Source organism: Chryseobacterium nakagawai (assembly GCF_900637665.1).
Lineage (GTDB): Bacteria > Bacteroidota > Bacteroidia > Flavobacteriales > Weeksellaceae > Chryseobacterium > Chryseobacterium nakagawai.
Window position 1 is genome coordinate 4,885,020 of sequence record NZ_LR134386.1, and the last position, 18,596, is coordinate 4,903,615.

The following is an 18,596-nucleotide window of genomic DNA, read 5'->3' on the forward strand; positions in this document are numbered from 1 at the left end:
TATTATGTTATTTTTGCAGTCCCAGTAAAAGGACCTTGATTTGATGTTCCTGTTATCTCAATAGAAGCACTTTTTAAATAGTCTTTAACCAACTTTAAAAGTTGGACGGCATAATCTTGCTTAGCGGCATCTCTGTCCGTTTTAGCTTCCATCTTTGTCTGAAGATCTACAGCTTGCTGTATGAATTGAGCGTCGTTTAATGCCATTATGTAAATAGATTTTCAGTTGTGCTTTTAAGCTTTTCAAATTTCAGTTTGTCAACATCAGAAAATTGCCCAGGCCCTGAAGGAGTAGTAATTATTGCATTCTTTAGATTCTCGAAACCATTAGTTAAAATTTTCTTTAAGTCACTGGATTCATTCTTGAATTCAAATTTTCCCCCAGACATTTCAAAGTGTGCACCTCCTATGGTTATTAGAACCTTATCAATTTCTGTGTATTTAACCAGGGTTGTTTCTGCTTGTTCATTCTCTACAACTAAACAAAGAACTTCAGATCCGATCTTTGGGTAAATAACAATACAATCATTAAAGCTTTTATCAATTGCATTGAGTCGAACATCATAAAGAGGTGGCAGATCCTGCCTTTCTACAGTACATGTCATTCCGGTTATCTCAGCAACTGTTCCAATGGATGTATATCTGGTTACTGGTAGAGCGTTTCCGCTTATAGCCCTAATAGCTTCAACAAACTTCTCCACGGTATTTTATATAAAATGAAACCAATCAAAGCTAAAAATGTAATCTTACCGAGCCACAGGTAAAGCTTTTGAAAAAAAGAAAGCTTTATAGGAACCTCAACCGGTACTTTAATTTCAACGGGGTACGAAACCTGTACCGTTTTGATGCGTTCTTTATTTTCTTCAGTATATTTTTCCTTCCATTTCATGAACAATTTTTGTGCTTCCGTATTAACTAAAACGGTGAGTTTACCATCCTTTAGAATCACTTCAGATTTTACTCCATCTGTTTTCTTTTGTGTAGGATCTCTAAGCACTGGCTTATTTCCTAAGCACTCAATGTAAGCATCATAATATAAACTATCAGAAACAGAAACTAAAACAGTATCCCTTTCAGTGATAGTTATTGTTTTATTGCTTACAATGCTATCCTTTTCTATTCTTGGTGGAAGCGGTTCCGGTTGTTTGTTTCTTATGTTGCACCCTTGGAGTAACAGTGATGTAACCATAATTAGGGCGATTGTATTCTTCATTACTTTTGATTTTAAATGATATTTTGTTTTGGCGTTGGATTCCGCCGGACTCATCAACGGTTGTTGTTACACCGTCAATAAAATACTGTCCGTCACGATAACCATCAGGATAATTTGGATCAATAATTTCACCACTGTCTCCGACTTCAGTACGAGGATAAAACCAGGAATCAATACTTCCTTCATAGCCATCAAAAACTATTGAATTGTAGTACTTTTCAGCCCATACTTTTAATTGTTCCTGGTTAAGGTTAAGAGGAGCATGTAAGGATATTTCAGATTCTCCAACATCCCCGAATTCATACGTGACTTTTTTGTTCGCAGATCCTTTCTGCATTGAAACAGCCTTAACATATCTTTTACGGCTTGTTTTTACTTTGTACCTTAGATCACTGCTTTCACGGATGTTTTTACCAAAAATGAATTTATGTTTAGTTTGTGGTTTAAAGTCTACTGTAAGGCCTGCATATAATACTTTACCTTTAAAAAAGCATCTTACTCCAAATTTATCTTTCAAGTCCTCAATCACCTTGTAAGGGGTGGCACGTTCAATCATGTATTTTCCTACAGGCATATCCAAAGCATTGATCTGATATCCGGGGGCGATAAATTGTAAAACTTCCTTGAGGTTGGCAGATTTGAAAGTGTGGTTGATTAAAGGCATTTTCTTTAGTTTGTACATTTCATCTTCACACTCAATTACAATGGGAATTTCTGCACCGAGTTCTGAAATATATCCAGTGAATTCAGTGACAATATCGCCATCATATCCAAACTCAATAACTATCGAATCACCTACTTTAATGAACTCTAATAGGTTTTTCCGTTCTATAGAAAGCCGATTATTATTTTCTATTGCATTTTTAAACTCCCTTGGAAGTTCAATGGAAGCTATATCTGCAAATTTCTCAATAGTACTTTCTATTTTAATTGACTTAGCCACGTAGAACTGAACACGTTCTGCAATGGTAATTCTAATATCAATATTATAATAATGAATTGGCATTAGTCCGGATTTATTAAAGTAAAACCAACTTCATTAATACTGGAAGCGTTCAAGGTAAATTGCATTGTGTCCTGGAAGCCTTCAACCGGAGTTATTGAAACATCCTTCAGATAAATATTTTTAATATTCTTTTCAATAAACTGAACACCTTCAACCTCAATTACATTATTATGATCAAATAATCTACATAGCTGATCTATTTTTTTTGAAGGATAATTCCTATTTTCAACGTCAATCAGTACACCTCTTATCTCAATGTTCCAGGGCTTGGTTCCCCACCTTTCTATAACTATTGCATCACCTCCGGAAACTTGAGTTTCAATAAGACTTTTTTCCCTGCTGAAGTTCATCATTAGTGGTGGAGCGTAGATATTATTATCATCAGTACCCTCAAGCATTTTTGCAAAAGAAAGCTCTATTCTATTACTATCTGTACCAAATGACATAGTTACTTCCTCAAAGGCTGGATCAAAATCTTCATATACCTCAACATTATACTTGTTGTCTTCCTGAGTAACTACAGCTTGATTAATTTTATTGCTAATAGCCATTATTCCAAAAGCAGCTGCATATCTTGCTGCCAAATTGATCACAATTGATTCACCGTTTGTCATTATTGAAGTTTTTTAGCGCTTAATATTCCCATGTCTGCAAGCCAACCAATTTGAGCCCATTTCATTGCCCAGGTATCGTCATCCAGTTCCTCAGGGAAAGGGATGTGCAGAAAATGACTGATCATAGCATCAGCCTTTAAAAACAAATCCCCGTCCTCCTTATAGTTTAGTCCGGAACAAGCTTCTAAACAGTCCCAAACTTTCCCGTCCTAATAGGAATAAGCTCTGTTAAAAGTCCGGCTGCTGCATAAAACAGTCCATCATCACCAAGAACTTCCTCTTTACTTGTCAGAATACAGTTTTTAACCAGGATCTCCTGTCCTTTTTTCGGATCAGTTGACATAAACTTCATGGATTGACCTACTACAGACCTGGAAGGGACTAAGGCCAACACTTCAATTTCTTCTGTAGATTCGTCATTCATCGGAAGAATTAAGGATTTTAGTTTATCACCATGCTCTTTTTTTAGAGCGTCTTTTGTTTCTTGAGATACGTTTTGTAACATTTTTAAAGATTGTTTAAATATTAATTAATAGTTTGAATTTATGGGAAAACATCAAGATCTACTTTTAAGGCAAATAGATCAAACTGCTTTTCTAGGCCCATGTCCCCAGTGACATCACGTCCGTTACTTTGGAATTTAGCCAGGATTCTATCTACAACGATTACATTAAATTCATTAACGTATTCAACCGTGATAATAAAAGGTTTGATCTTTAACAGATCACCACCCGCAGCGCGTTCCAATGGAACCAAATCCGCCATCATAACAGTCATTGATGCAGATGGTGTTTTTTTACCCCAAGACCAGGATGTGGCGTTAACTCCTAAAGTATGATTTAATTGATGCTCCTGCTCATTTCCATAGGTAATGGATTTAACATTGATCGGAACTGCGTTGATTTGTACCTTGACATCAACACTGTCATAGGCTTTGCCATTTCTGATGATATCACTCATGATTATAATTGTGTTTTAAGGTTAACCGTTCCGTTAATTTCACCTACATTTCCTTTTGGAACCACCTTGAAGCCAATAGTAAGAACCTTAGCCACAATAACATCACTGTTAGGATCTACGTATGTTTTTCCGCCGGAAATTTCCCCAGCCCTTTGCATATCAGCAAAGACGCTATCGCCTAAAGCTTCAAGAGCTACAACTACACCTGGAAGTAATTTCCCTGTCTCAGGATTCACTGCCGGATCTGTTTTAACTTTTGGCAGGTATATAGTTCTTAAAAGTCTTCTAACCTTTTTAGCTGTCCTTCCATACGCCACTGTATGCTCGTTTATGTTGTTTTCATCATCCAAAATAATTGGTGCACAAACGTGGTCATTATTAAATCTTACACCAGCTAGTCCGGTATAAGTAAGCCCAAACACATAACCTTTGTTTTCAAGTGTTTGAAGATCAGAATACTGTTCCTTTGTCAGCTTATGATTTGATAGCCCTGGATTAACAAGCAGTTTTTTAGGTCCGTTTGTAAGGTTTTTCGTTTCATTTTCCCCAATATTCTGATTAACAGAACATGAAGCACAAACACCTAAAACAGTTCCAATGTTAGCATATTTCTGAGCATGTCCGGTCTTCTTTGAAGCAACATCATAATCCTGTCCAATTACTAATGTAACACCCTCAGCCGATAGATTTTCGATATCTCGTAAATCCGCAGAACTGGCAGCAGAACCTCCATAAGCGTATCCTTCAAGAAATACTGAAACAGGCATGAAATTTAATTCGGACCATTCTTCCAATACCTTCGCTTTTGCAATTGAATTATATACATCATCCGGCAAACCGTTAAGCATTGTTACCGTTGCAGCTTCAGGGAGATTAAGACCGATTGCAATCTGCTTTATTTTTCCTTCTGCAAAAAGCAGTAATTTTTTGGCAGACTCATCACATAGATCCACAAGTTTTTTTGTCTGTTCTTCCAGGATTAAGTAACATTCTGTTCCTATAGGTGCAAAACGGAAGAACTCAGATAGATGCTCATAAACATGAACATTGTTAGTACTGTCATACTCTTTTGTAATTCCAAGGCTTTCAACATCTTCAATGTTGTAAACAGCCTTTGGAGTGCTAAATGTTAGGTTCGTTGGCTTTGGCCCGGTTAGGACCATTCCACTGATGGAATCATCACTACCAAGCCTGTTAGTACCAACTTTACCCTTTTTAAAATTTACACCGTTGATATTTGACATAATGAAATTTATTTAGGTTCATCATCTGAAGCGATTTTTTGACCTCTTTTGATGGTTTCAATTTTTCCCTCTTTTTCCCCTTCTTTTACTTTTGGAAGGCTATAGTTGGCCCAATTAAGATTGGTGAACCATTCACCGTCAGGGTTTAAATAAAGTTCCTTAACAGAGGGATTCTCTTTAAAGAACTTTTCAGAATATTCTTTCTGTACTTTATTCATGACTATAATTTTTAAGGTGCAACATTATCAGAAACAATAGCCCCAAAACCATGCTCCTGGCGTTTATCACAAAGTCCATAACAGTGAAGTCTCAATTCAGATGTTGGATCTTTGGATCTTGTGTCTTGTTCCATTGGCTTTGAAAGTGTAATAACATCTTCAATATGGTACAGTGTACTTGGAGCATAGAAGAATGTTGAAGCCAGCTGATCTCCGGCTGCGTATTGCGCCCCCAATGATTTTAATACACCTGCTGCATTATAAGATGGTGCTGCTGTATTTTCAAAAATATTCAGGTTAAAGAATCTTTTCAATTCCCCTGTATTTTTGTCAATTTCCAGATCTCTGTAATTATTTGTATTTGCTCTGTCATACACTAAATCAGCTTTATGATCATCATTAAGGACAAAATAAAATTGATCTTTTTCCTTCAATCCAAGCTTTCTAATCTCTGTGAATAAAAACCTGTTAAGATCATTATATGTCATCCTTTTTCTACCTTCAAAAGCTTCTCCTGTAGTTCTGATTACAGGCATTTTTCCAGCTTTATTCTGTTTTGGTGCCATTTTATTCAAAGCATAGTCACGTACTCCATACTTAAAGGAATTTGTATGCTCCACTCTGATTGAAGACTTTCTATCAAATGCCATTGCTCTAAGTTCCTTATCCGTATATTTTGTTGGAGTTGTATCCAATTTATCCCAAGGAATAAAATTTCTTTCCCCAGTCATTTCTAAAGCTTCAAAATCTTCAGTTGCATTGACTACGAACCCTACATTATTTGTAAGTTTTTGCATTTTGATACCATCAGTATCAATTGCAGCTATATTTGGTCTTTTCAAGACTGCAATAAAATTGTCGTTGTAGTTTCTAAAGTCTTCTAAAAGCTGTGGATCTACATAGGTTCTTGTCCACAGGCCTGATTCAAATTCTGCCATTTTTATGATTGATATTTAGCGTTAAACAATGTTTGGAATTTTTCCGGATCCTGCGTGGCTAATTTCTCTAAGCCCTTAGGATCTTCTTTTTGCCATTGAGCGAAATCCCAATTATCACGCCCTGATGCTACTTGATTCTTATCAGCATTTTGAATATGTGCCGAAATATTGGGAGCCACTGGCTTTACTACATTTCCGAAAACCATTTCGAGAGCTTCAACTCCGGAAGTTGCACCAATGGATTCATAAGTTTTCCTTTCATCATCTGTGAAAGTTTTACCAAGACCAGCAGCAGCACCATCAATAATGGCTTTAATTCTTCCACTTTCATACTCTTTGAGTTTAGTTTCAGCGGTTGTTTTGGCGGTTTCAGCGGTTGTTTTAGCATTATTCACCGCCGTGAATTCATTTTGTAATGATTCCAATACTGCTGTATCAGAACTTTGAGCATTTACGCCCTTCAGAGCGAATGCAGCAATTAATAACTGTTTCATATTGTTATCGTTAAAATTTTCTTGTGGTTGTTGTGATTGTGGTTGCAGTTGTGGAAAACCCATAAATGCACTTACTGCGGGCGAAGGAACAGATGTAAGTAAGGCAGCATACATATTGTATACTTCCGTTTCTCCAACATCTTCAGGAACGAAAGAAGGATAAACAGTATCAACTGAAGCGGGAATAACTTCTGAAACCAAACCAAGATCAAGAGCTTCCTGAGCACTTAACCAGGTGTCAGCTTCAAGCCATGTTCTGACTTCTTCTTTAGATTTTCCAGTTCTTAAGATTAATTTATGTTCAAAGTTATCTTCCATTAATCGCAAAAGCTTAGCGCTTGACTCATGATCCTTTGCATTTCCATAGGAGCCACTTGAGGGTGCGTGAATCATCACGTATCCATTATTAACTATTTTCACTTTTTTGGAGGATAGTATGATAACAGCACCCATCGAGGCGGCTAATCCATCTATAATAATAGTAATGTCTGCATTAGATCTTTCAATGGCATTACACATGAGATTTCCAGCGAAAACACTCCCGCCATAAGTATGCATTCTGATTGTAATTTCAGAATACTTGCTTTCAAGCATATTTAAATAATATACGAAGTCCTGACCATCATATTCCCATATGGTTCCGTACATCGTGAGCGTATTGTCTTTAATTCCGAATATCATGTGTTCGATTGATTTTCAGCAAACTTAAAACACTAAAACACGGCTTAATAAATACTCCGCAAGGGTTGCCACTTTTTTAAAAAAGGGTCTCTAATTTTTGGAAGTTTGGCCAAAAGTGTACAATGGCAAAAAGAGTTAACAATGAGCCAATGCGCGCGTATGCTGAAAAATTGTTTGTTGAAGAAGGAATGACCGCCAAGGCTATTGCAGCTGCAACAGATGTAACGGAACAGACTATAGGGCGTTGGCGTAAAGGAATACAGGGTGATATCTCCTGGGACGAAAAAAGACAAAGACATTTATCAGCTCCAAATAACATTAAGAATGTCTTAATGACTGAACTCAGTGATCTTGCTGAGGGAAAAGAATCACGAATTGATGTGAAAGCAATTTCAGCCGTAACCAAGGCAATTGAATTACTATCTGACAAAGTTTCTGCTCAGATTGTAATGGCTGTTTTTAAAGAATTTGACTCTTGGATGGCCATTCAAGATCCGGAAGCCGCTATATCATTTCTTGAGTGGCATAAAATATTTCTCCTATACAAAGCACAACAGGAACAATAATGAGTACAACAGATTTTAAATTAACAAAAGCCTTTGAAAAAATGCTCCAGGATTATGATGAGCATTGCAAAGGTATTAAACAATCTACTGGCTCAGGACTTAATCCAAACGAAACACCTACAGAAAGGAGAAAACAAAGATTAGAATGGGAAAAGGATTATATCACATGGTTTGAAGAATTTTTCCCGCATTATGCAAAAGTTAAATGTGCCTGGTATCATAAGAAACTGGCAGATTTAATCATTAAGAATCCTGTTTGTGATGTATTGGCTGAAATTTACCGTTCCGGAGCCAAGTCCGTTCATATCGACTTGGGTATTCCATTATATCTGTACGTAACCGGACAGCTTAAATTTATGCTTCTTTTTGGACAAACAGATAAGAAAGCTAAAAAGCTTATTTCTGATATCCAGGGAGAATTCTGTTATAATCAAAAATTCGTTCACTATTATGGTAAGAAGTTCAAATATGGGGACTGGTCAGATGGGGACTTTACCACCACTGACGGGGCCAAGTTCATGACTTCAACACCAGGGCAATCACCAAGAGGACTTCGTGAGGGTTCATCACGTCCGGATTATATTGTATTTGATGATGTTGATACAAGACAGCGTGTTAACAATGATGATCTTTCTACTAAGCTATTTGACTTCGCCTGGGAAGATGCCAAAGGTACATTTGATGAGGGTTCACCGTATCGTAGATTTGTTGTGGCAAACAACAACTTCCATAAAAACACATTGATTAACCAACTTAAGGAAGAATTTAAGGTCATTACCAAGAAACTGAAGGAAGCCGGGCTTAAATCCACTTTCTTCACTCTAACGGTTCCTGCAGTTAAGGACCTTACCACATTTGAACCAAACTGGCCAGAAAAGACTTCTGCTGAATACTGGAAGCTAAAATATTTATCTACCCCATACAGATCATTCATGCGTGAGTATATGCATGTGCATATTGTAGAGGGTAAAATCTTTAAAAATGAATGGATTCAATACAAACAGCGTTTACAGTTCCGGGCTTATGATGCTTTAGTGTTTTATGGTGACCTTTCCTATAAAGATGAAGGAGATTTTAAGGCAATGATTTTTGCTGGAAAAATTGGAAGGGAATTTCACATTCTAAACTCTTTTGTTCGGCAGACCTCAAGATATAACACCGCTCTTTGGCTTTATGAATATGTGAAGGATAATAATCTGTTAAGCTACAATATCTCATACTACATTGAAGGTCTTTTTGCCCAGGATGAATTTGTGAGCGATTTTGATGCCGTTGGTGATGAGCTTGGCTGGTATATCCCAGTGGTTGCAGATGAAAAAAGCAAGGCAGGAAAATTTGACCGTATTGAATCCATGCAAGGATATTTTCAACGTGGTAACATTTGGTTCAATGAAAAAAATAAAGGATCTACAGACAATTATGAATTGGTAAATCAATTATTAGCCTTTTCAAGAGGCAGTGGAGCCCACGATGATGGTCCTGATGCTTTTCAGTCAGCCCTTAGTAAATTAAATGTTGCTGCTGCTCAAAATAAAATACCCCCCAGGACAACAAGCCGAAAAGAACTCCAAGACCGTAACCCTAATAGATATTAAATTATGTTTATAACAGATGACGATTACAGCGTTTTAGTACGCAAAGAAATAAAGGACATTCTTCTTGAGGATTATTTTAAGGCAGAAGAAATCAGCGAAAGCGGAATCAATCAACGAAATACGAAGCTTGTAACTGCTGAACAAATGGCAATTCACCAGGTGAAAAATTATCTATCCGGAAAATATGACGTTCATAAAATCTTTACTAAAACAGGAGAAGAAAGAAACAGTCATATAGTAATGATAACACTTGACTGTGCGCTATACCATCTCTACACACCTTTCCCTCGAAAGATGCCAGAAATAAGAGCACAAAGATATCAGGATGCTATTGACTGGCTAAAGTTAGCAGCTAAAGGAGAAAACACAGCAGATCTTCCACCCATAACTGATGGCAGTGGTAATAATATGATTGGGATAAAAATAAGCTCAAAATATACTCCCGAAAACAACAGATGGTAAAATAAATGTTTAAACAATGTTTAAACTCAAAATAAACACACTTAAAAACAATTCTAATGAGAATATTCGGTTTTGATTTTTCACGCCAAAAAAGCCCCGTTTCTGCCGTTCCTGAAAAAAAAACAACAGGAAGGAGAAACCCCAAAATAACACAGGTTGTAGAATCATTCAAAGATAGCAGTCGAAAGGATATCCAAAAATGGAGACAAGCAATGACCGCAGCAAATAATCCTGAAGACCCAAAGTTTACTCTATATCATGATCTTGTTGACGACCTTATGACAGATGGCCACCTACAGTCTCAGGTAGAGATGAGAAAGTCATCAACTCTTAATACAGATTACCAAGTAATCAACAGGAAAACAAAAAAGGTAAATGAAGACATTACATTTATCTTACAACAACAATGGTTTTACAGGTTTTTAGACGGCTGTATTGATGAAACTATAAGAGGTACTAATTTAGCTGAATTTATCTCCTTTCAGGACGAAAAAATTGTAATGAACTTTTTACCACGTCGTAATATAGTCCCCACAAGAAAGAAGATTTTTCCAGATATTACGAAGCCTCAGTTTATTGATTATAATAATCCAGCCTTTGATCCCTGGTTACTTCAGATTGGAGAAAACTTTAACCTTGGTATTATTAATAATATTATTCCAAATCTAATCTGGAAAAGAAATGTTATGCAGGCATGGTCTGAATTCTGTGAGAAATTTGGAATGCCTCTAATCACAGCAACAACTAATACTGCTGATTCAAAAGTTGTTGATGCAGTTCATGAAATGCTTTTAAATCTTGGACAAGCTTCTGTAGGAACTTTTCCCGTAGGTACAGATATTAAGTTTCAAGAAGCCAACAGGCAAGATGCCTATCAGGTTTATCATCAATTCATGCTGGCTAATACAAATGAAATATCAAAAGTTTTAGTTGGATCTACAATGTTAAGTGACCAAGGAACCAACAGATCACAAACGGAAGTACATGAAAGATCACTAGACAATAGAATTGCTCAGGCTGATAAAAGAAAAATCCAATTCCTAGTTAATGACCAATTGTTCCCATTATTAAGACTACAGGGATACAATATCACTGAAGACGATATTTTCGAGTGGAAAACAGCCGAGCAGGAAACGTCCTTAACAGAGTTATGGACTATTACATCAGGATTATTAAATAACGGCTATGAAGTCCAACCGGAATGGATGTCCCAAACCTTCAACATACCAATTGAAGGCAAAAAAAAAACTCTGACGCTGGAACCTTCAGCTAATATTGCAGCTGGTTATTTTCCTACAAAGCCAGTTGCAACCCTTAAACAAGATCGTTATGATTTTACTTGTACATGTGGTAAACATAACTCACCTATTGACAGTATTTCAGGGGATAATATTAAAAAGCTTGTAAAGAAGCTTGTAAAAGCAGTTTTTGACAAAAAGAATATTGAAGGGGCAAAAGGAGAACTGATTGCATCTGAAGCATTACTAATGGTGAAAGGGCTTAGGAATAATTTCAAAACATTTAATCCCTACACAGGGCCGGATTTACTTGTATTACAAATGATGGAATACAATGTGTTTGAATTTTCCGCAAGTAAAACAGAAGCACGTTACGCTTCAATGATGGAATTAATGACAGATGGAGATTCAGGAATTCGTGATTATAATGAATTTGAAAAATTGTGTCTTGAAAAAACAGACGATCTTAATACCAGGTATCTTCAGACAGAATATAACCTTTCAGTCGCAGTTGGTCAAAATTCGGCAGCCTATGTCCGTTTTATGGCTGAAAAAGACACAGTAACAGACCTTGTACAATACCAAACAGTAGGTGATGAAAATGTCCGGGAAGCTCACCAGGTTTTAAACGGGAAAATATTTTCACTAAATGATCCGGAGGCAATGAAACTTTGGCCGCCCAATGGATTTGGATGCAGGTGTGAAATGCTCCAATACATTGGATCAGGAAAAGCGATATCAGGGAGATCTGCAACAGAGCTTATCTATTCCAGAGATGGAAATTACAAAGGATCTCAGTTTGAGATAAACAGAGGTGATCTTAAGAAAGTGTTTACACAAAAACAATTCTACAGTGTTAATAAGGGCCTTTCTGCTGATTTAAATAAAATGACATACAATGAATATGGTTTAAAAAAGTGGAACGATTTAAAAGCGAACTTGAAGCCTATCCAATTAGATAAAACTATCAATGCAAACAATGTTGGAGAATTGTTCAAAAAGGAGAAGAAATCCGACTACATGGGCTACACTGATTACCTGGGTAGAAAAATGGTTTTACCTGAAAAAACATTCAACAGTAATACTTCAGGCAAAGCCCTCAAAGAAGACAAACACAAACTATTTCCCCATATAAGAGATATTCTAACTACTCCGGATGAAGTATGGTTAAACGAGTATGAAAAAAACACTTTTGCATCTAACTATGTTAAACATTACAATGATCGCGCTGTTATTGTCAAGGTCAATATTAATGATAAGATGGAGGGACTTGAAGTCCTAGACTGGTACAATTTGAACAATGATGATGCTAAGCAAAGAACAGGCATCAAAATAAAATAATTATATGGCTACTACAAAATTAATGATGCTTGTAGACCTATCGGCTAAGTTATTTAATAACGGATTGCAGAGGTTACAAAGCAGATGGAGTCAGGGCGTGGATCGAATGAAGGCTAAATATCAATCCTTGATTGATATGGTTCCCGGACTTGATGGAGCCCTTGATAAACTTAAAAACCCATCGGTGGTTTTTGGTGCTGCATTTATGGCAGCCTTTGGTTTTTTAAGCCAGGCAACAAAAATGGCCAATGATTGGGAAGTAAAGATGGCTGAGATTAACGTAACCGCCGGACTCTCAAAAAAAGAGCTTCGGGGGTTGTCAGATCAACTCCTTGATATCGGATCTCGGAACTCATCCAATTTAGATGAAGTCCCAAAGGCGTTTTCAAGGATTATCAGTGCTGGATTAGATGTAAATCAATCATTGACGGCATTGGAACCAACCATGAGAGCAGCAAAAGCAGGATTTACTGATGTTGAAACGGTTGCAGGTGCTGGAGTTGCCACGATGATGTCTTCAGGCAAAGACATCAATACGGTTTATGATGTCCTTTTTGAAACAGTAAAGGAAGGTAACGCAGAATTCAAAGACATAGCAAGATATCTTCCAAAAGTAATTCCACTAGCACGTAGTGTTGGTTATGAGCTGGAGTCAACTGCCGGTGCCTATGCTTCGTTAACTACTAAGCTAAGTGCCGAACAGTCTACAACTGCTCTGGAAGGGATTATGAGAACTTTATCTAACGCTGATGTTGCATTTGGTAAAACAGACAAGAAAACCGGAAAATACATTAGTGGCTTCCGTTCTTTAGGAATTAATATTTTTGATTCAGCAGGAAAAATCAGACCGTTGATCGACATTGTTATGGAAATTAATAAACAAATGGACGGGCTAACGGATGCTAATAGGATTAAGAAATTAAGTGCGCTTGGCTTTGACCAATCAACTGCTTTAGGTTTCAATACTCTTGCTCAAGATGTAGAGGGGCTAAAAAAGGCTACTCTTGCAACTTCATCTGCACAAGGATCACTTGACCAGGCTTACATTGATTCATTGACACCAATGGAGCAATATCAGGTTATTCAGAATAATATTAAAGCTTCAATGATAAAACTAGGACAGGCGGCACTACCTTATCTTACTGCGGGACTTCAGAAAGCTGCACCATTATTTCAATGGATGTATCGTAATGTAGATACTTTAATTCCTGTTTTTGGTGCTTTTATTACCACACTTGGAATTCTTACCGTGGCAACCTGGGCGTGGAATTCTGCATTATTAGCCAATCCTGTCACATGGATAATTCTTGGGATTTCTGCGTTAATAGCAATTATAGTACTGGCTATTGCAAAATATGATGAATGGGGCGCAACATTACTTTTATTTATGGGTCCAATAGGCCGTATTATTTCTGCTCTTAAAGGGATATATGACCATTGGGATTCTATTAAAAAAGCTTTTAATGATGGCGGAATAATTGGTGCGCTGGAAAGAATTGGAATAGTTTTATTGGATGTCATTGTCCAGCCTATTGAGCAAATGCTCAGCATGATGTCACATTTGCCAGGAAGCTTGGGAAGAGCGGCTAAGGATATGCAAGGAACCGTTAGGAAATTTCGTGAAGACATGGATCTTGTTGATACACCTGAAGAAGCATTGAAAAAGAAAAGACCTGAATATCTTGAGGCAATGAAAGCACATTCTGAAAAATTGCTTGAGCCTAAAAACAAATTTGATCCTAAATCATTGTATGGAACAGAAGGAGGAGAATTTGCAGAACCAGGAAAAGATACTGAAGCTAAAAAGAAAAAGCTTAAAGAAGGGGTAAATAAAGCTACAGGAGAAGCTAGACAAGTCAGAAATATTACAATAACGATAGGTTCTTTAAACAATGGTGGAATTAATGTTAAAAATGATGAATTCAGAGGAATGACAAAAGCAGATGTAGAAAATTGGTTTAATGAGTCTATGATGAGAGTATTACGTAACGTAGAAACTTCTTAGTATGAGTGTAGAATTTCAAGGTGAATTTTTAGAAAAATTAAGAAGAGTAAATAAAGCAGCTTTTCTTAATAGATGTATTGGGCAAGTTGGCGTTATAGCCGTCAACTTTTCCAAAGAAAGATTTGTACAGAAAAATTGGGCGGACCGAAATCGGGAAGCCTGGGCTCCAAGGAAGCGCAGGGCTCGCGGGTCTATCCTTGTTAGATCTGCCAGATTAAAAAGAAGTATCCGAAAAATAGCACAAGGCAGCTATTATGTTTTTATTGGAACAGATGTTCCTTACGCTCAAATTCACAATGAAGGTGGAAACATTAATAAAACAGTTAGAATTAAGGCGCATACCAGACGAACTTCACCAAGAAGAACAAGAGATAGTCGTGGAAGATATCAAAGAAATGAAGGAGGAGGATCAACCCAAAATGTAAGAGCACACACCAGGAGAATGAATTTTACAATGCCAAAACGTCAATTTCTTGGTGAATCGGCACTGTTAAACAGAAGAATCGAAAGATTTTTATCACGCGAATTAGACAATGAAATAAGTAGAAACAGCTAATGAAAGCATTTTATAGTAAATTAGTAGAAACCTTTGAAAAGGATGAAATAAAGAATGAATATAGTTCAAATGGACTTGATTATCCAAAGTTTATTGATTTATATGGTGGACAAGATCTAGGTCCGGAAAGCTTTGATATATATCCATATCCGGCCATATTTGTTACCTGGAGTATAGATCACCGCCAAAATCCATCATTGGTAACAGTGACCTTTAGGCTTTGTTTTGAACAATACAGAGATACCAGTAGTTTAGGAAGAAATACAGAAGAAGCTCTGAAATTCCTTGATTATATTGAAATGACGGATAGAATACTCCGAAAATTTGAAAGTCCAGATACCGGGAAACTGGAGCCTGCTACTGAAGAGCTAAATATAGAACCCATTGTAACAGATCAGTATATTCTTGTTTACAATTGTAGCTATAAAAATAAAAAAATCACCCCTGATTCCAAGGGTGAGTATAAGGATATCACTGTTAAAAGTGGCTTGTACACAAAGATATTTGATTAAATTTCGACATTATCAACGTACCATTTACCGCGTTTTTTATTAATCCGGAGTTGGTACGTTTTTAATTCTGTATATCCGTTTAAACGACGTTTAAAGAATCTTTCAACTCGCTTTTTTACTTCAGATGAAAGCTCTTTATCTTCAAAAGTCAATCCGTACATTGCTTTTTTTACAACAACTAATCCGGAATAATCTACATTTTCATAAGGATTGTCCGGACGATGCTTGAAAACTTCCCCATTGCTTCTTGATGGATTGATCTGTGCCGACACTCCAAACCAACAAAAAACCAAAATAAAAATGGAGTTTTTTCTAAAAAGATAAACGCCAAAAACCCTGGTCATCATATCTTGTAATATTAAAGTTAGCTAACATTTTAAATCCTTTTTTGCTTAAAATATCAATATCTGCTTTTGGATCTGCATATTTTTTCCATATCGGAAAAACCGCTAAATACTTTCCATAAACAGCAGATATAGCCCATTTTTTAACACCTCTTTTCTCAAGATCTTTATTTTCACCATCCATGTAGCTGCCATACTTTATTAATAGAACATCTGATTTATCTTGAGTATTTTCATACTTTAAATTATTAACATCATCGTCTGAACGATCAGTAACAAGCTGATAATTCCGACCTGTATCTGTAATCAATTGTTCAACCGTTTTTTTAAATTCTAATGAATCTAATTTGCGAAAATTAGTTTGCGAAAATGCAAAAATGGGTAGTAACAAGAATAATAATTTTTTCATATTATGATGGTATTTTGATTTCAAAATTAGTCAATTGCTGTGAAGTAGCCAAACCAAAACAAATCTGAGGGCTTTACAGTTTCACCCTCTTTCAATGTGAATTCAATTGTGGTTTCAGAGATTAACTCATAGTTCCAACTTCTTGCAACAGACATTCCCATCATGTTATTTTCTAAAGCGTCAATAACATTGACAATAATATGCTTCTGGCCGTTAATGGTAAATTTTTGCATGGTATAAAGGTATTTTTTAGTTAATAAAAATGGCTACGGTTTTCCGTAGCCGTTTACATTGTTGTTATTGTAATTGTTGGTATAACTGATTTTTGACTATTGTCAGTGTATTTCCTGAGTAACTTCCAGGTGAAGCATCAAAATAGATATCAAATTCAACCAGGTAATTAAGTAAAGCTTCAGCCATGTAGAATTTTAACTTTAATTTAAAAGCTTTTTTGCTGGTTCTGTTAGATATGGCTTTTTTTAAAAGCTTTTCCCGAAGTTCTATACATATCGAAACGATTGTCTTAAGATTTCTTTTTAACCCTGTGAATTCAATAGTATCAAGTTCTGCCATTACACTATTAATTACAGACAAATGATTGTTGTCAATATTGATCGTTACATTCATAATATAACATAGTTGTTTTTATCTCTCTTTTTTGTGGAAAGAGTTCTCCAGTTAAAGCCTTTTTTCTCAAAATGTGGAAGATCCTTAAATGTTTTCCAATTTCCGCCCCAATCCCAGCCGTTTTTTGCGAAGATTTTAACGCATTCATACCAATCTGCAACGCCATCATTGTCCCAATCTTTTGCCGTATCCCAACTGGCAGTCTTTCCATCAATAATTAAAACGATATCGACGGCCAATCCATAGTTATGGATACTCTGACCCGCTTTGGCATTAGTTACCTTTTTTCCTGCTTTTACTCGACCTATTGCATAAAGTTCATCCTGTTCTGCAAAGGTTCGTAAACCTTGTGAAATTCTTACCTGAGCACGACCTGTTAAACTGGCATTGCATTCATTGATAATCTTTGTTACTTCGTCTTTTACACTTGGGTGTAGTTTAGAAATTCTTTCCTGTGTTACTTTGTCCATAATATTTAAAAATTAAAGGTTAATTGATTTCCATTGCAGCCCTCTTTCTCCTGTAATTTTTTCAGCTCCCGTTTAGCGGGTATTCCTAAGTAAGTACCATAGGTTCTTATAGAAATATGATAGTTTGGCTCAATGTATTTATGGAAAATCTCTTTATAAGTAAATCGACCACTAGATTTATGCTCCAGTGTGATTTCCTGAATCTTTACAATTTTCTTGTAGTAATTAGTTTTATTATAAGCCATACAGAATAATGAGTATATTTGCAATTGTCAACTTGCAAGCTCGTGGTCTTTATGGCTATGGGCTTTTTTAATTTTCAGAAGGGAATGGAAGCTTATTTTTATGATACCATTCTTTAGTTCCTGGTCTTTTAGCTGAATTATTATATTTAGTTCTCAAGCTTTTAAACTGTTTAATCAGTGGCGGAAACTCTGACGCTGTATAATCTTTCAAAGCTTTCTTTGAAGGGCTTAATTCCAACATAAAACGGTTAAATGGGCCCCAATCATCCGGATCATATAATCCAATATACTGAGCATCTTTTAAAATCACAGATCTAAGGCTTTTTAAGTGCTGTTCTGCATACTGATTATTCAATTCTTCATATACTGTTGATTGCTTTGGAAAAAATGAATAATAAAGGCTTTCAAGTTCTTCAGGAGTAAGCTCATGAATATTTCCAGTTCTGTAATTTGTATGCATCCAAATCGAGCTTTGAAGTGCTTCAGGTTTAAATTTTTTAATGAGTTGCTCTCTCATAATTGCATTTGTTATCATATTTTTGTGTTTAAATGGGGTTTAAATAGCTTTTAATTCTTCTTTTTTTCAAAATATTTCATGGAAATATGATGCATTAATAGGCTGCCTATTACTGACCCTGCTAAATAAACAAACATCATAATTGTATTATCAAAGTTTTGAACCACGTTTCTTATTACAAGAAGCCAAATCCCATTACTCAAGACACTTGAAATTGCATGAAAAGTCAAACTATTGCTATTCCTAGCTCTACTAACCAACGTAAAGCTGGCATTCTGAAGCACTACAAGTGCAAACATTTTTAATATTTCAATCATTGTTTAAAAATTTGTTCCCAGGAGC

The 18,596-nt window shown here is 36.1% G+C and carries 27 protein-coding genes; 7 read left to right on the forward strand and 20 right to left on the reverse strand.

Going from position 1 to position 18,596, the window contains the following annotated elements; translation table 11 throughout:
- Nucleotides 1-2: 2 nt before the first annotated feature.
- The 12 genes from EL260_RS21915 to EL260_RS21965 are packed head-to-tail and all read right to left on the reverse strand — an operon-like array spanning nt 3 to nt 7,367.
- Nucleotides 3-206, reverse strand: a complete 204-nt coding sequence (locus EL260_RS21915; RefSeq protein ID WP_123857621.1) for a hypothetical protein — start codon at nt 204-206, stop codon at nt 3-5.
- Nucleotides 206-700 carry a hypothetical protein gene (locus tag EL260_RS21920; protein ID WP_123857622.1) on the reverse strand — a complete coding sequence of 165 codons (495 nt, stop codon included), beginning with the start codon at nt 698-700 and terminating at the stop codon, nt 206-208. The genes EL260_RS21915 and EL260_RS21920 overlap by 1 nt, the downstream gene beginning before the upstream one ends.
- Nucleotides 667-1,188, reverse strand: coding sequence for a hypothetical protein (locus EL260_RS21925; protein ID WP_164466562.1), 522 nt, complete (start codon nt 1,186-1,188; stop codon nt 667-669). The genes EL260_RS21920 and EL260_RS21925 overlap by 34 nt, the downstream gene beginning before the upstream one ends.
- Nucleotides 1,106-2,218 carry a hypothetical protein gene (locus EL260_RS21930; RefSeq protein ID WP_123857624.1) on the reverse strand — a complete coding sequence of 371 codons (1,113 nt, stop codon included), beginning with the start codon at nt 2,216-2,218 and terminating at the stop codon, nt 1,106-1,108. Before EL260_RS21930 ends, EL260_RS21925 begins: the two co-directional genes overlap by 83 nt.
- Nucleotides 2,218-2,832 (reverse strand): DUF6046 domain-containing protein, encoded by a 615-nt coding sequence (locus EL260_RS21935; protein WP_123857625.1) that lies wholly within the window; start codon nt 2,830-2,832, stop codon nt 2,218-2,220. Before EL260_RS21935 ends, EL260_RS21930 begins: the two co-directional genes overlap by 1 nt.
- Complete coding sequence (locus tag EL260_RS26135) at nt 2,832-2,957, reverse strand: hypothetical protein (RefSeq protein ID WP_262697024.1); 126 nt, start codon at nt 2,955-2,957, stop codon at nt 2,832-2,834. The genes EL260_RS21935 and EL260_RS26135 overlap by 1 nt, the downstream gene beginning before the upstream one ends.
- A gap of 59 nt (nt 2,958-3,016) precedes the next feature.
- Nucleotides 3,017-3,337, reverse strand: coding sequence for a hypothetical protein (locus tag EL260_RS21940; RefSeq protein ID WP_123857626.1), 321 nt, complete (start codon nt 3,335-3,337; stop codon nt 3,017-3,019).
- Nucleotides 3,338-3,375: 38 nt separating this feature from the next.
- On the reverse strand, nt 3,376-3,792 hold the full coding sequence (locus EL260_RS21945) for a hypothetical protein (protein ID WP_123857627.1): 417 nt from the start codon (nt 3,790-3,792) through the stop codon (nt 3,376-3,378).
- A gap of 2 nt (nt 3,793-3,794) precedes the next feature.
- Nucleotides 3,795-5,036, reverse strand: a complete 1,242-nt coding sequence (locus EL260_RS21950) for a DUF2586 family protein (protein WP_123857628.1) — start codon at nt 5,034-5,036, stop codon at nt 3,795-3,797.
- An 8-nt stretch (nt 5,037-5,044) separates the two neighbouring features.
- A complete protein-coding gene (locus EL260_RS21955; RefSeq protein ID WP_123857629.1) occupies nt 5,045-5,254 on the reverse strand; it encodes a hypothetical protein in 210 nt (69 codons plus the stop codon).
- A gap of 11 nt (nt 5,255-5,265) precedes the next feature.
- Nucleotides 5,266-6,192 carry a hypothetical protein gene (locus tag EL260_RS21960; protein WP_123857630.1) on the reverse strand — a complete coding sequence of 309 codons (927 nt, stop codon included), beginning with the start codon at nt 6,190-6,192 and terminating at the stop codon, nt 5,266-5,268.
- Nucleotides 6,193-6,194: 2 nt separating this feature from the next.
- The gene (locus EL260_RS21965) at nt 6,195-7,367 is read right to left on the reverse strand and encodes a head maturation protease, ClpP-related (protein WP_123857631.1); all 1,173 of its coding nucleotides are present in this window, start codon (nt 7,365-7,367) and stop codon (nt 6,195-6,197) included.
- Nucleotides 7,368-7,489: 122 nt separating this feature from the next.
- Between EL260_RS21965 and EL260_RS21970 the strand changes: the two genes are divergently transcribed.
- The 7 genes from EL260_RS21970 to EL260_RS22000 are packed head-to-tail and all read left to right on the forward strand — an operon-like array spanning nt 7,490 to nt 15,642.
- Complete coding sequence (locus EL260_RS21970) at nt 7,490-7,933, forward strand: helix-turn-helix domain-containing protein (RefSeq protein WP_123857632.1); 444 nt, start codon at nt 7,490-7,492, stop codon at nt 7,931-7,933.
- Nucleotides 7,933-9,528 carry a hypothetical protein gene (locus EL260_RS21975; RefSeq protein WP_123857633.1) on the forward strand — a complete coding sequence of 532 codons (1,596 nt, stop codon included), beginning with the start codon at nt 7,933-7,935 and terminating at the stop codon, nt 9,526-9,528. Before EL260_RS21970 ends, EL260_RS21975 begins: the two co-directional genes overlap by 1 nt.
- Before the next feature lie 3 nt (nt 9,529-9,531).
- Nucleotides 9,532-9,990 (forward strand): phage protein Gp36 family protein, encoded by a 459-nt coding sequence (locus tag EL260_RS21980; RefSeq protein ID WP_123857634.1) that lies wholly within the window; start codon nt 9,532-9,534, stop codon nt 9,988-9,990.
- 56 nt (nt 9,991-10,046) lie between these two features.
- Entirely contained in the window at nt 10,047-12,569 is a 2,523-nt protein-coding gene (locus EL260_RS21985; RefSeq protein WP_123857635.1) for a phage portal protein family protein, read from the forward strand.
- 4 nt (nt 12,570-12,573) lie between these two features.
- A complete protein-coding gene (locus EL260_RS21990; RefSeq protein WP_123857636.1) occupies nt 12,574-14,574 on the forward strand; it encodes a phage tail tape measure protein in 2,001 nt (666 codons plus the stop codon).
- Nucleotide 14,575: 1 nt separating this feature from the next.
- Nucleotides 14,576-15,130 (forward strand): phage virion morphogenesis protein, encoded by a 555-nt coding sequence (locus EL260_RS21995; protein ID WP_123857637.1) that lies wholly within the window; start codon nt 14,576-14,578, stop codon nt 15,128-15,130.
- Nucleotides 15,130-15,642, forward strand: coding sequence for a hypothetical protein (locus tag EL260_RS22000; protein ID WP_123857638.1), 513 nt, complete (start codon nt 15,130-15,132; stop codon nt 15,640-15,642). The genes EL260_RS21995 and EL260_RS22000 overlap by 1 nt, the downstream gene beginning before the upstream one ends.
- Here EL260_RS22000 and EL260_RS22005 read toward each other — a convergent pair.
- The 8 genes from EL260_RS22005 to EL260_RS22040 form a co-directional block, all read right to left on the reverse strand.
- On the reverse strand, nt 15,639-15,989 hold the full coding sequence (locus tag EL260_RS22005; RefSeq protein ID WP_123857639.1) for a hypothetical protein: 351 nt from the start codon (nt 15,987-15,989) through the stop codon (nt 15,639-15,641). The two genes, EL260_RS22000 and EL260_RS22005, sit on opposite strands and share 4 nt — an antisense overlap.
- Complete coding sequence (locus tag EL260_RS22010) at nt 15,955-16,395, reverse strand: hypothetical protein (protein WP_123857640.1); 441 nt, start codon at nt 16,393-16,395, stop codon at nt 15,955-15,957. The genes EL260_RS22005 and EL260_RS22010 overlap by 35 nt, the downstream gene beginning before the upstream one ends.
- 26 nt (nt 16,396-16,421) lie before the next feature.
- Entirely contained in the window at nt 16,422-16,628 is a 207-nt protein-coding gene (locus EL260_RS22015) for a hypothetical protein (RefSeq protein ID WP_123857641.1), read from the reverse strand.
- Nucleotides 16,629-16,692: 64 nt separating this feature from the next.
- Nucleotides 16,693-17,022 (reverse strand): hypothetical protein, encoded by a 330-nt coding sequence (locus EL260_RS22020; protein ID WP_123857642.1) that lies wholly within the window; start codon nt 17,020-17,022, stop codon nt 16,693-16,695.
- Nucleotides 17,019-17,492 carry a M15 family metallopeptidase gene (locus EL260_RS22025; RefSeq protein WP_123857643.1) on the reverse strand — a complete coding sequence of 158 codons (474 nt, stop codon included), beginning with the start codon at nt 17,490-17,492 and terminating at the stop codon, nt 17,019-17,021. The genes EL260_RS22020 and EL260_RS22025 overlap by 4 nt, the downstream gene beginning before the upstream one ends.
- 5 nt (nt 17,493-17,497) lie before the next feature.
- Entirely contained in the window at nt 17,498-17,737 is a 240-nt protein-coding gene (locus EL260_RS22030; protein ID WP_123857644.1) for a hypothetical protein, read from the reverse strand.
- Nucleotides 17,738-17,804: 67 nt separating this feature from the next.
- Complete coding sequence (locus EL260_RS22035) at nt 17,805-18,272, reverse strand: hypothetical protein (protein ID WP_123857645.1); 468 nt, start codon at nt 18,270-18,272, stop codon at nt 17,805-17,807.
- A gap of 32 nt (nt 18,273-18,304) precedes the next feature.
- Nucleotides 18,305-18,571, reverse strand: coding sequence for a DUF1145 domain-containing protein (locus tag EL260_RS22040; RefSeq protein WP_123857646.1), 267 nt, complete (start codon nt 18,569-18,571; stop codon nt 18,305-18,307).
- Between the last annotated feature and the right edge of the window lie 25 nt (nt 18,572-18,596).

What these genes read in the sequence shown, in the direction of transcription:
- EL260_RS21915 (WP_123857621.1), bottom strand. Translation starts at nt 206, where the DNA reads ATGGCATTAAACGACGCTCAATTCATACAGCAAGCTGTAGATCTTCAG.
- EL260_RS21925 (WP_164466562.1), bottom strand. Translation starts at nt 1,188, where the DNA reads ATGGTTACATCACTGTTACTCCAAGGGTGCAACATAAGAAACAAACAA.
- EL260_RS21930 (WP_123857624.1), bottom strand. Translation starts at nt 2,218, where the DNA reads ATGCCAATTCATTATTATAATATTGATATTAGAATTACCATTGCAGAA.
- EL260_RS21935 (WP_123857625.1), bottom strand. Translation starts at nt 2,832, where the DNA reads ATGACAAACGGTGAATCAATTGTGATCAATTTGGCAGCAAGATATGCA.
- EL260_RS26135 (WP_262697024.1), bottom strand. Translation starts at nt 2,957, where the DNA reads ATGATCAGTCATTTTCTGCACATCCCTTTCCCTGAGGAACTGGATGAC.
- EL260_RS21940 (WP_123857626.1), bottom strand. Translation starts at nt 3,337, where the DNA reads ATGTTACAAAACGTATCTCAAGAAACAAAAGACGCTCTAAAAAAAGAG.
- EL260_RS21945 (WP_123857627.1), bottom strand. Translation starts at nt 3,792, where the DNA reads ATGAGTGATATCATCAGAAATGGCAAAGCCTATGACAGTGTTGATGTC.
- EL260_RS21950 (WP_123857628.1), bottom strand. Translation starts at nt 5,036, where the DNA reads ATGTCAAATATCAACGGTGTAAATTTTAAAAAGGGTAAAGTTGGTACT.
- EL260_RS21955 (WP_123857629.1), bottom strand. Translation starts at nt 5,254, where the DNA reads ATGAATAAAGTACAGAAAGAATATTCTGAAAAGTTCTTTAAAGAGAAT.
- EL260_RS21960 (WP_123857630.1), bottom strand. Translation starts at nt 6,192, where the DNA reads ATGGCAGAATTTGAATCAGGCCTGTGGACAAGAACCTATGTAGATCCA.
- EL260_RS21965 (WP_123857631.1), bottom strand. Translation starts at nt 7,367, where the DNA reads ATGATATTCGGAATTAAAGACAATACGCTCACGATGTACGGAACCATA.
- EL260_RS21970 (WP_123857632.1), top strand. Translation starts at nt 7,490, where the DNA reads ATGGCAAAAAGAGTTAACAATGAGCCAATGCGCGCGTATGCTGAAAAA.
- EL260_RS21975 (WP_123857633.1), top strand. Translation starts at nt 7,933, where the DNA reads ATGAGTACAACAGATTTTAAATTAACAAAAGCCTTTGAAAAAATGCTC.
- EL260_RS21980 (WP_123857634.1), top strand. Translation starts at nt 9,532, where the DNA reads ATGTTTATAACAGATGACGATTACAGCGTTTTAGTACGCAAAGAAATA.
- EL260_RS21985 (WP_123857635.1), top strand. Translation starts at nt 10,047, where the DNA reads ATGAGAATATTCGGTTTTGATTTTTCACGCCAAAAAAGCCCCGTTTCT.
- EL260_RS21990 (WP_123857636.1), top strand. Translation starts at nt 12,574, where the DNA reads ATGGCTACTACAAAATTAATGATGCTTGTAGACCTATCGGCTAAGTTA.
- EL260_RS21995 (WP_123857637.1), top strand. Translation starts at nt 14,576, where the DNA reads ATGAGTGTAGAATTTCAAGGTGAATTTTTAGAAAAATTAAGAAGAGTA.
- EL260_RS22000 (WP_123857638.1), top strand. Translation starts at nt 15,130, where the DNA reads ATGAAAGCATTTTATAGTAAATTAGTAGAAACCTTTGAAAAGGATGAA.
- EL260_RS22005 (WP_123857639.1), bottom strand. Translation starts at nt 15,989, where the DNA reads ATGATGACCAGGGTTTTTGGCGTTTATCTTTTTAGAAAAAACTCCATT.
- EL260_RS22010 (WP_123857640.1), bottom strand. Translation starts at nt 16,395, where the DNA reads ATGAAAAAATTATTATTCTTGTTACTACCCATTTTTGCATTTTCGCAA.
- EL260_RS22015 (WP_123857641.1), bottom strand. Translation starts at nt 16,628, where the DNA reads ATGCAAAAATTTACCATTAACGGCCAGAAGCATATTATTGTCAATGTT.
- EL260_RS22020 (WP_123857642.1), bottom strand. Translation starts at nt 17,022, where the DNA reads ATGAATGTAACGATCAATATTGACAACAATCATTTGTCTGTAATTAAT.
- EL260_RS22025 (WP_123857643.1), bottom strand. Translation starts at nt 17,492, where the DNA reads ATGGACAAAGTAACACAGGAAAGAATTTCTAAACTACACCCAAGTGTA.
- EL260_RS22030 (WP_123857644.1), bottom strand. Translation starts at nt 17,737, where the DNA reads ATGGCTTATAATAAAACTAATTACTACAAGAAAATTGTAAAGATTCAG.
- EL260_RS22035 (WP_123857645.1), bottom strand. Translation starts at nt 18,272, where the DNA reads ATGATAACAAATGCAATTATGAGAGAGCAACTCATTAAAAAATTTAAA.
- EL260_RS22040 (WP_123857646.1), bottom strand. Translation starts at nt 18,571, where the DNA reads ATGATTGAAATATTAAAAATGTTTGCACTTGTAGTGCTTCAGAATGCC.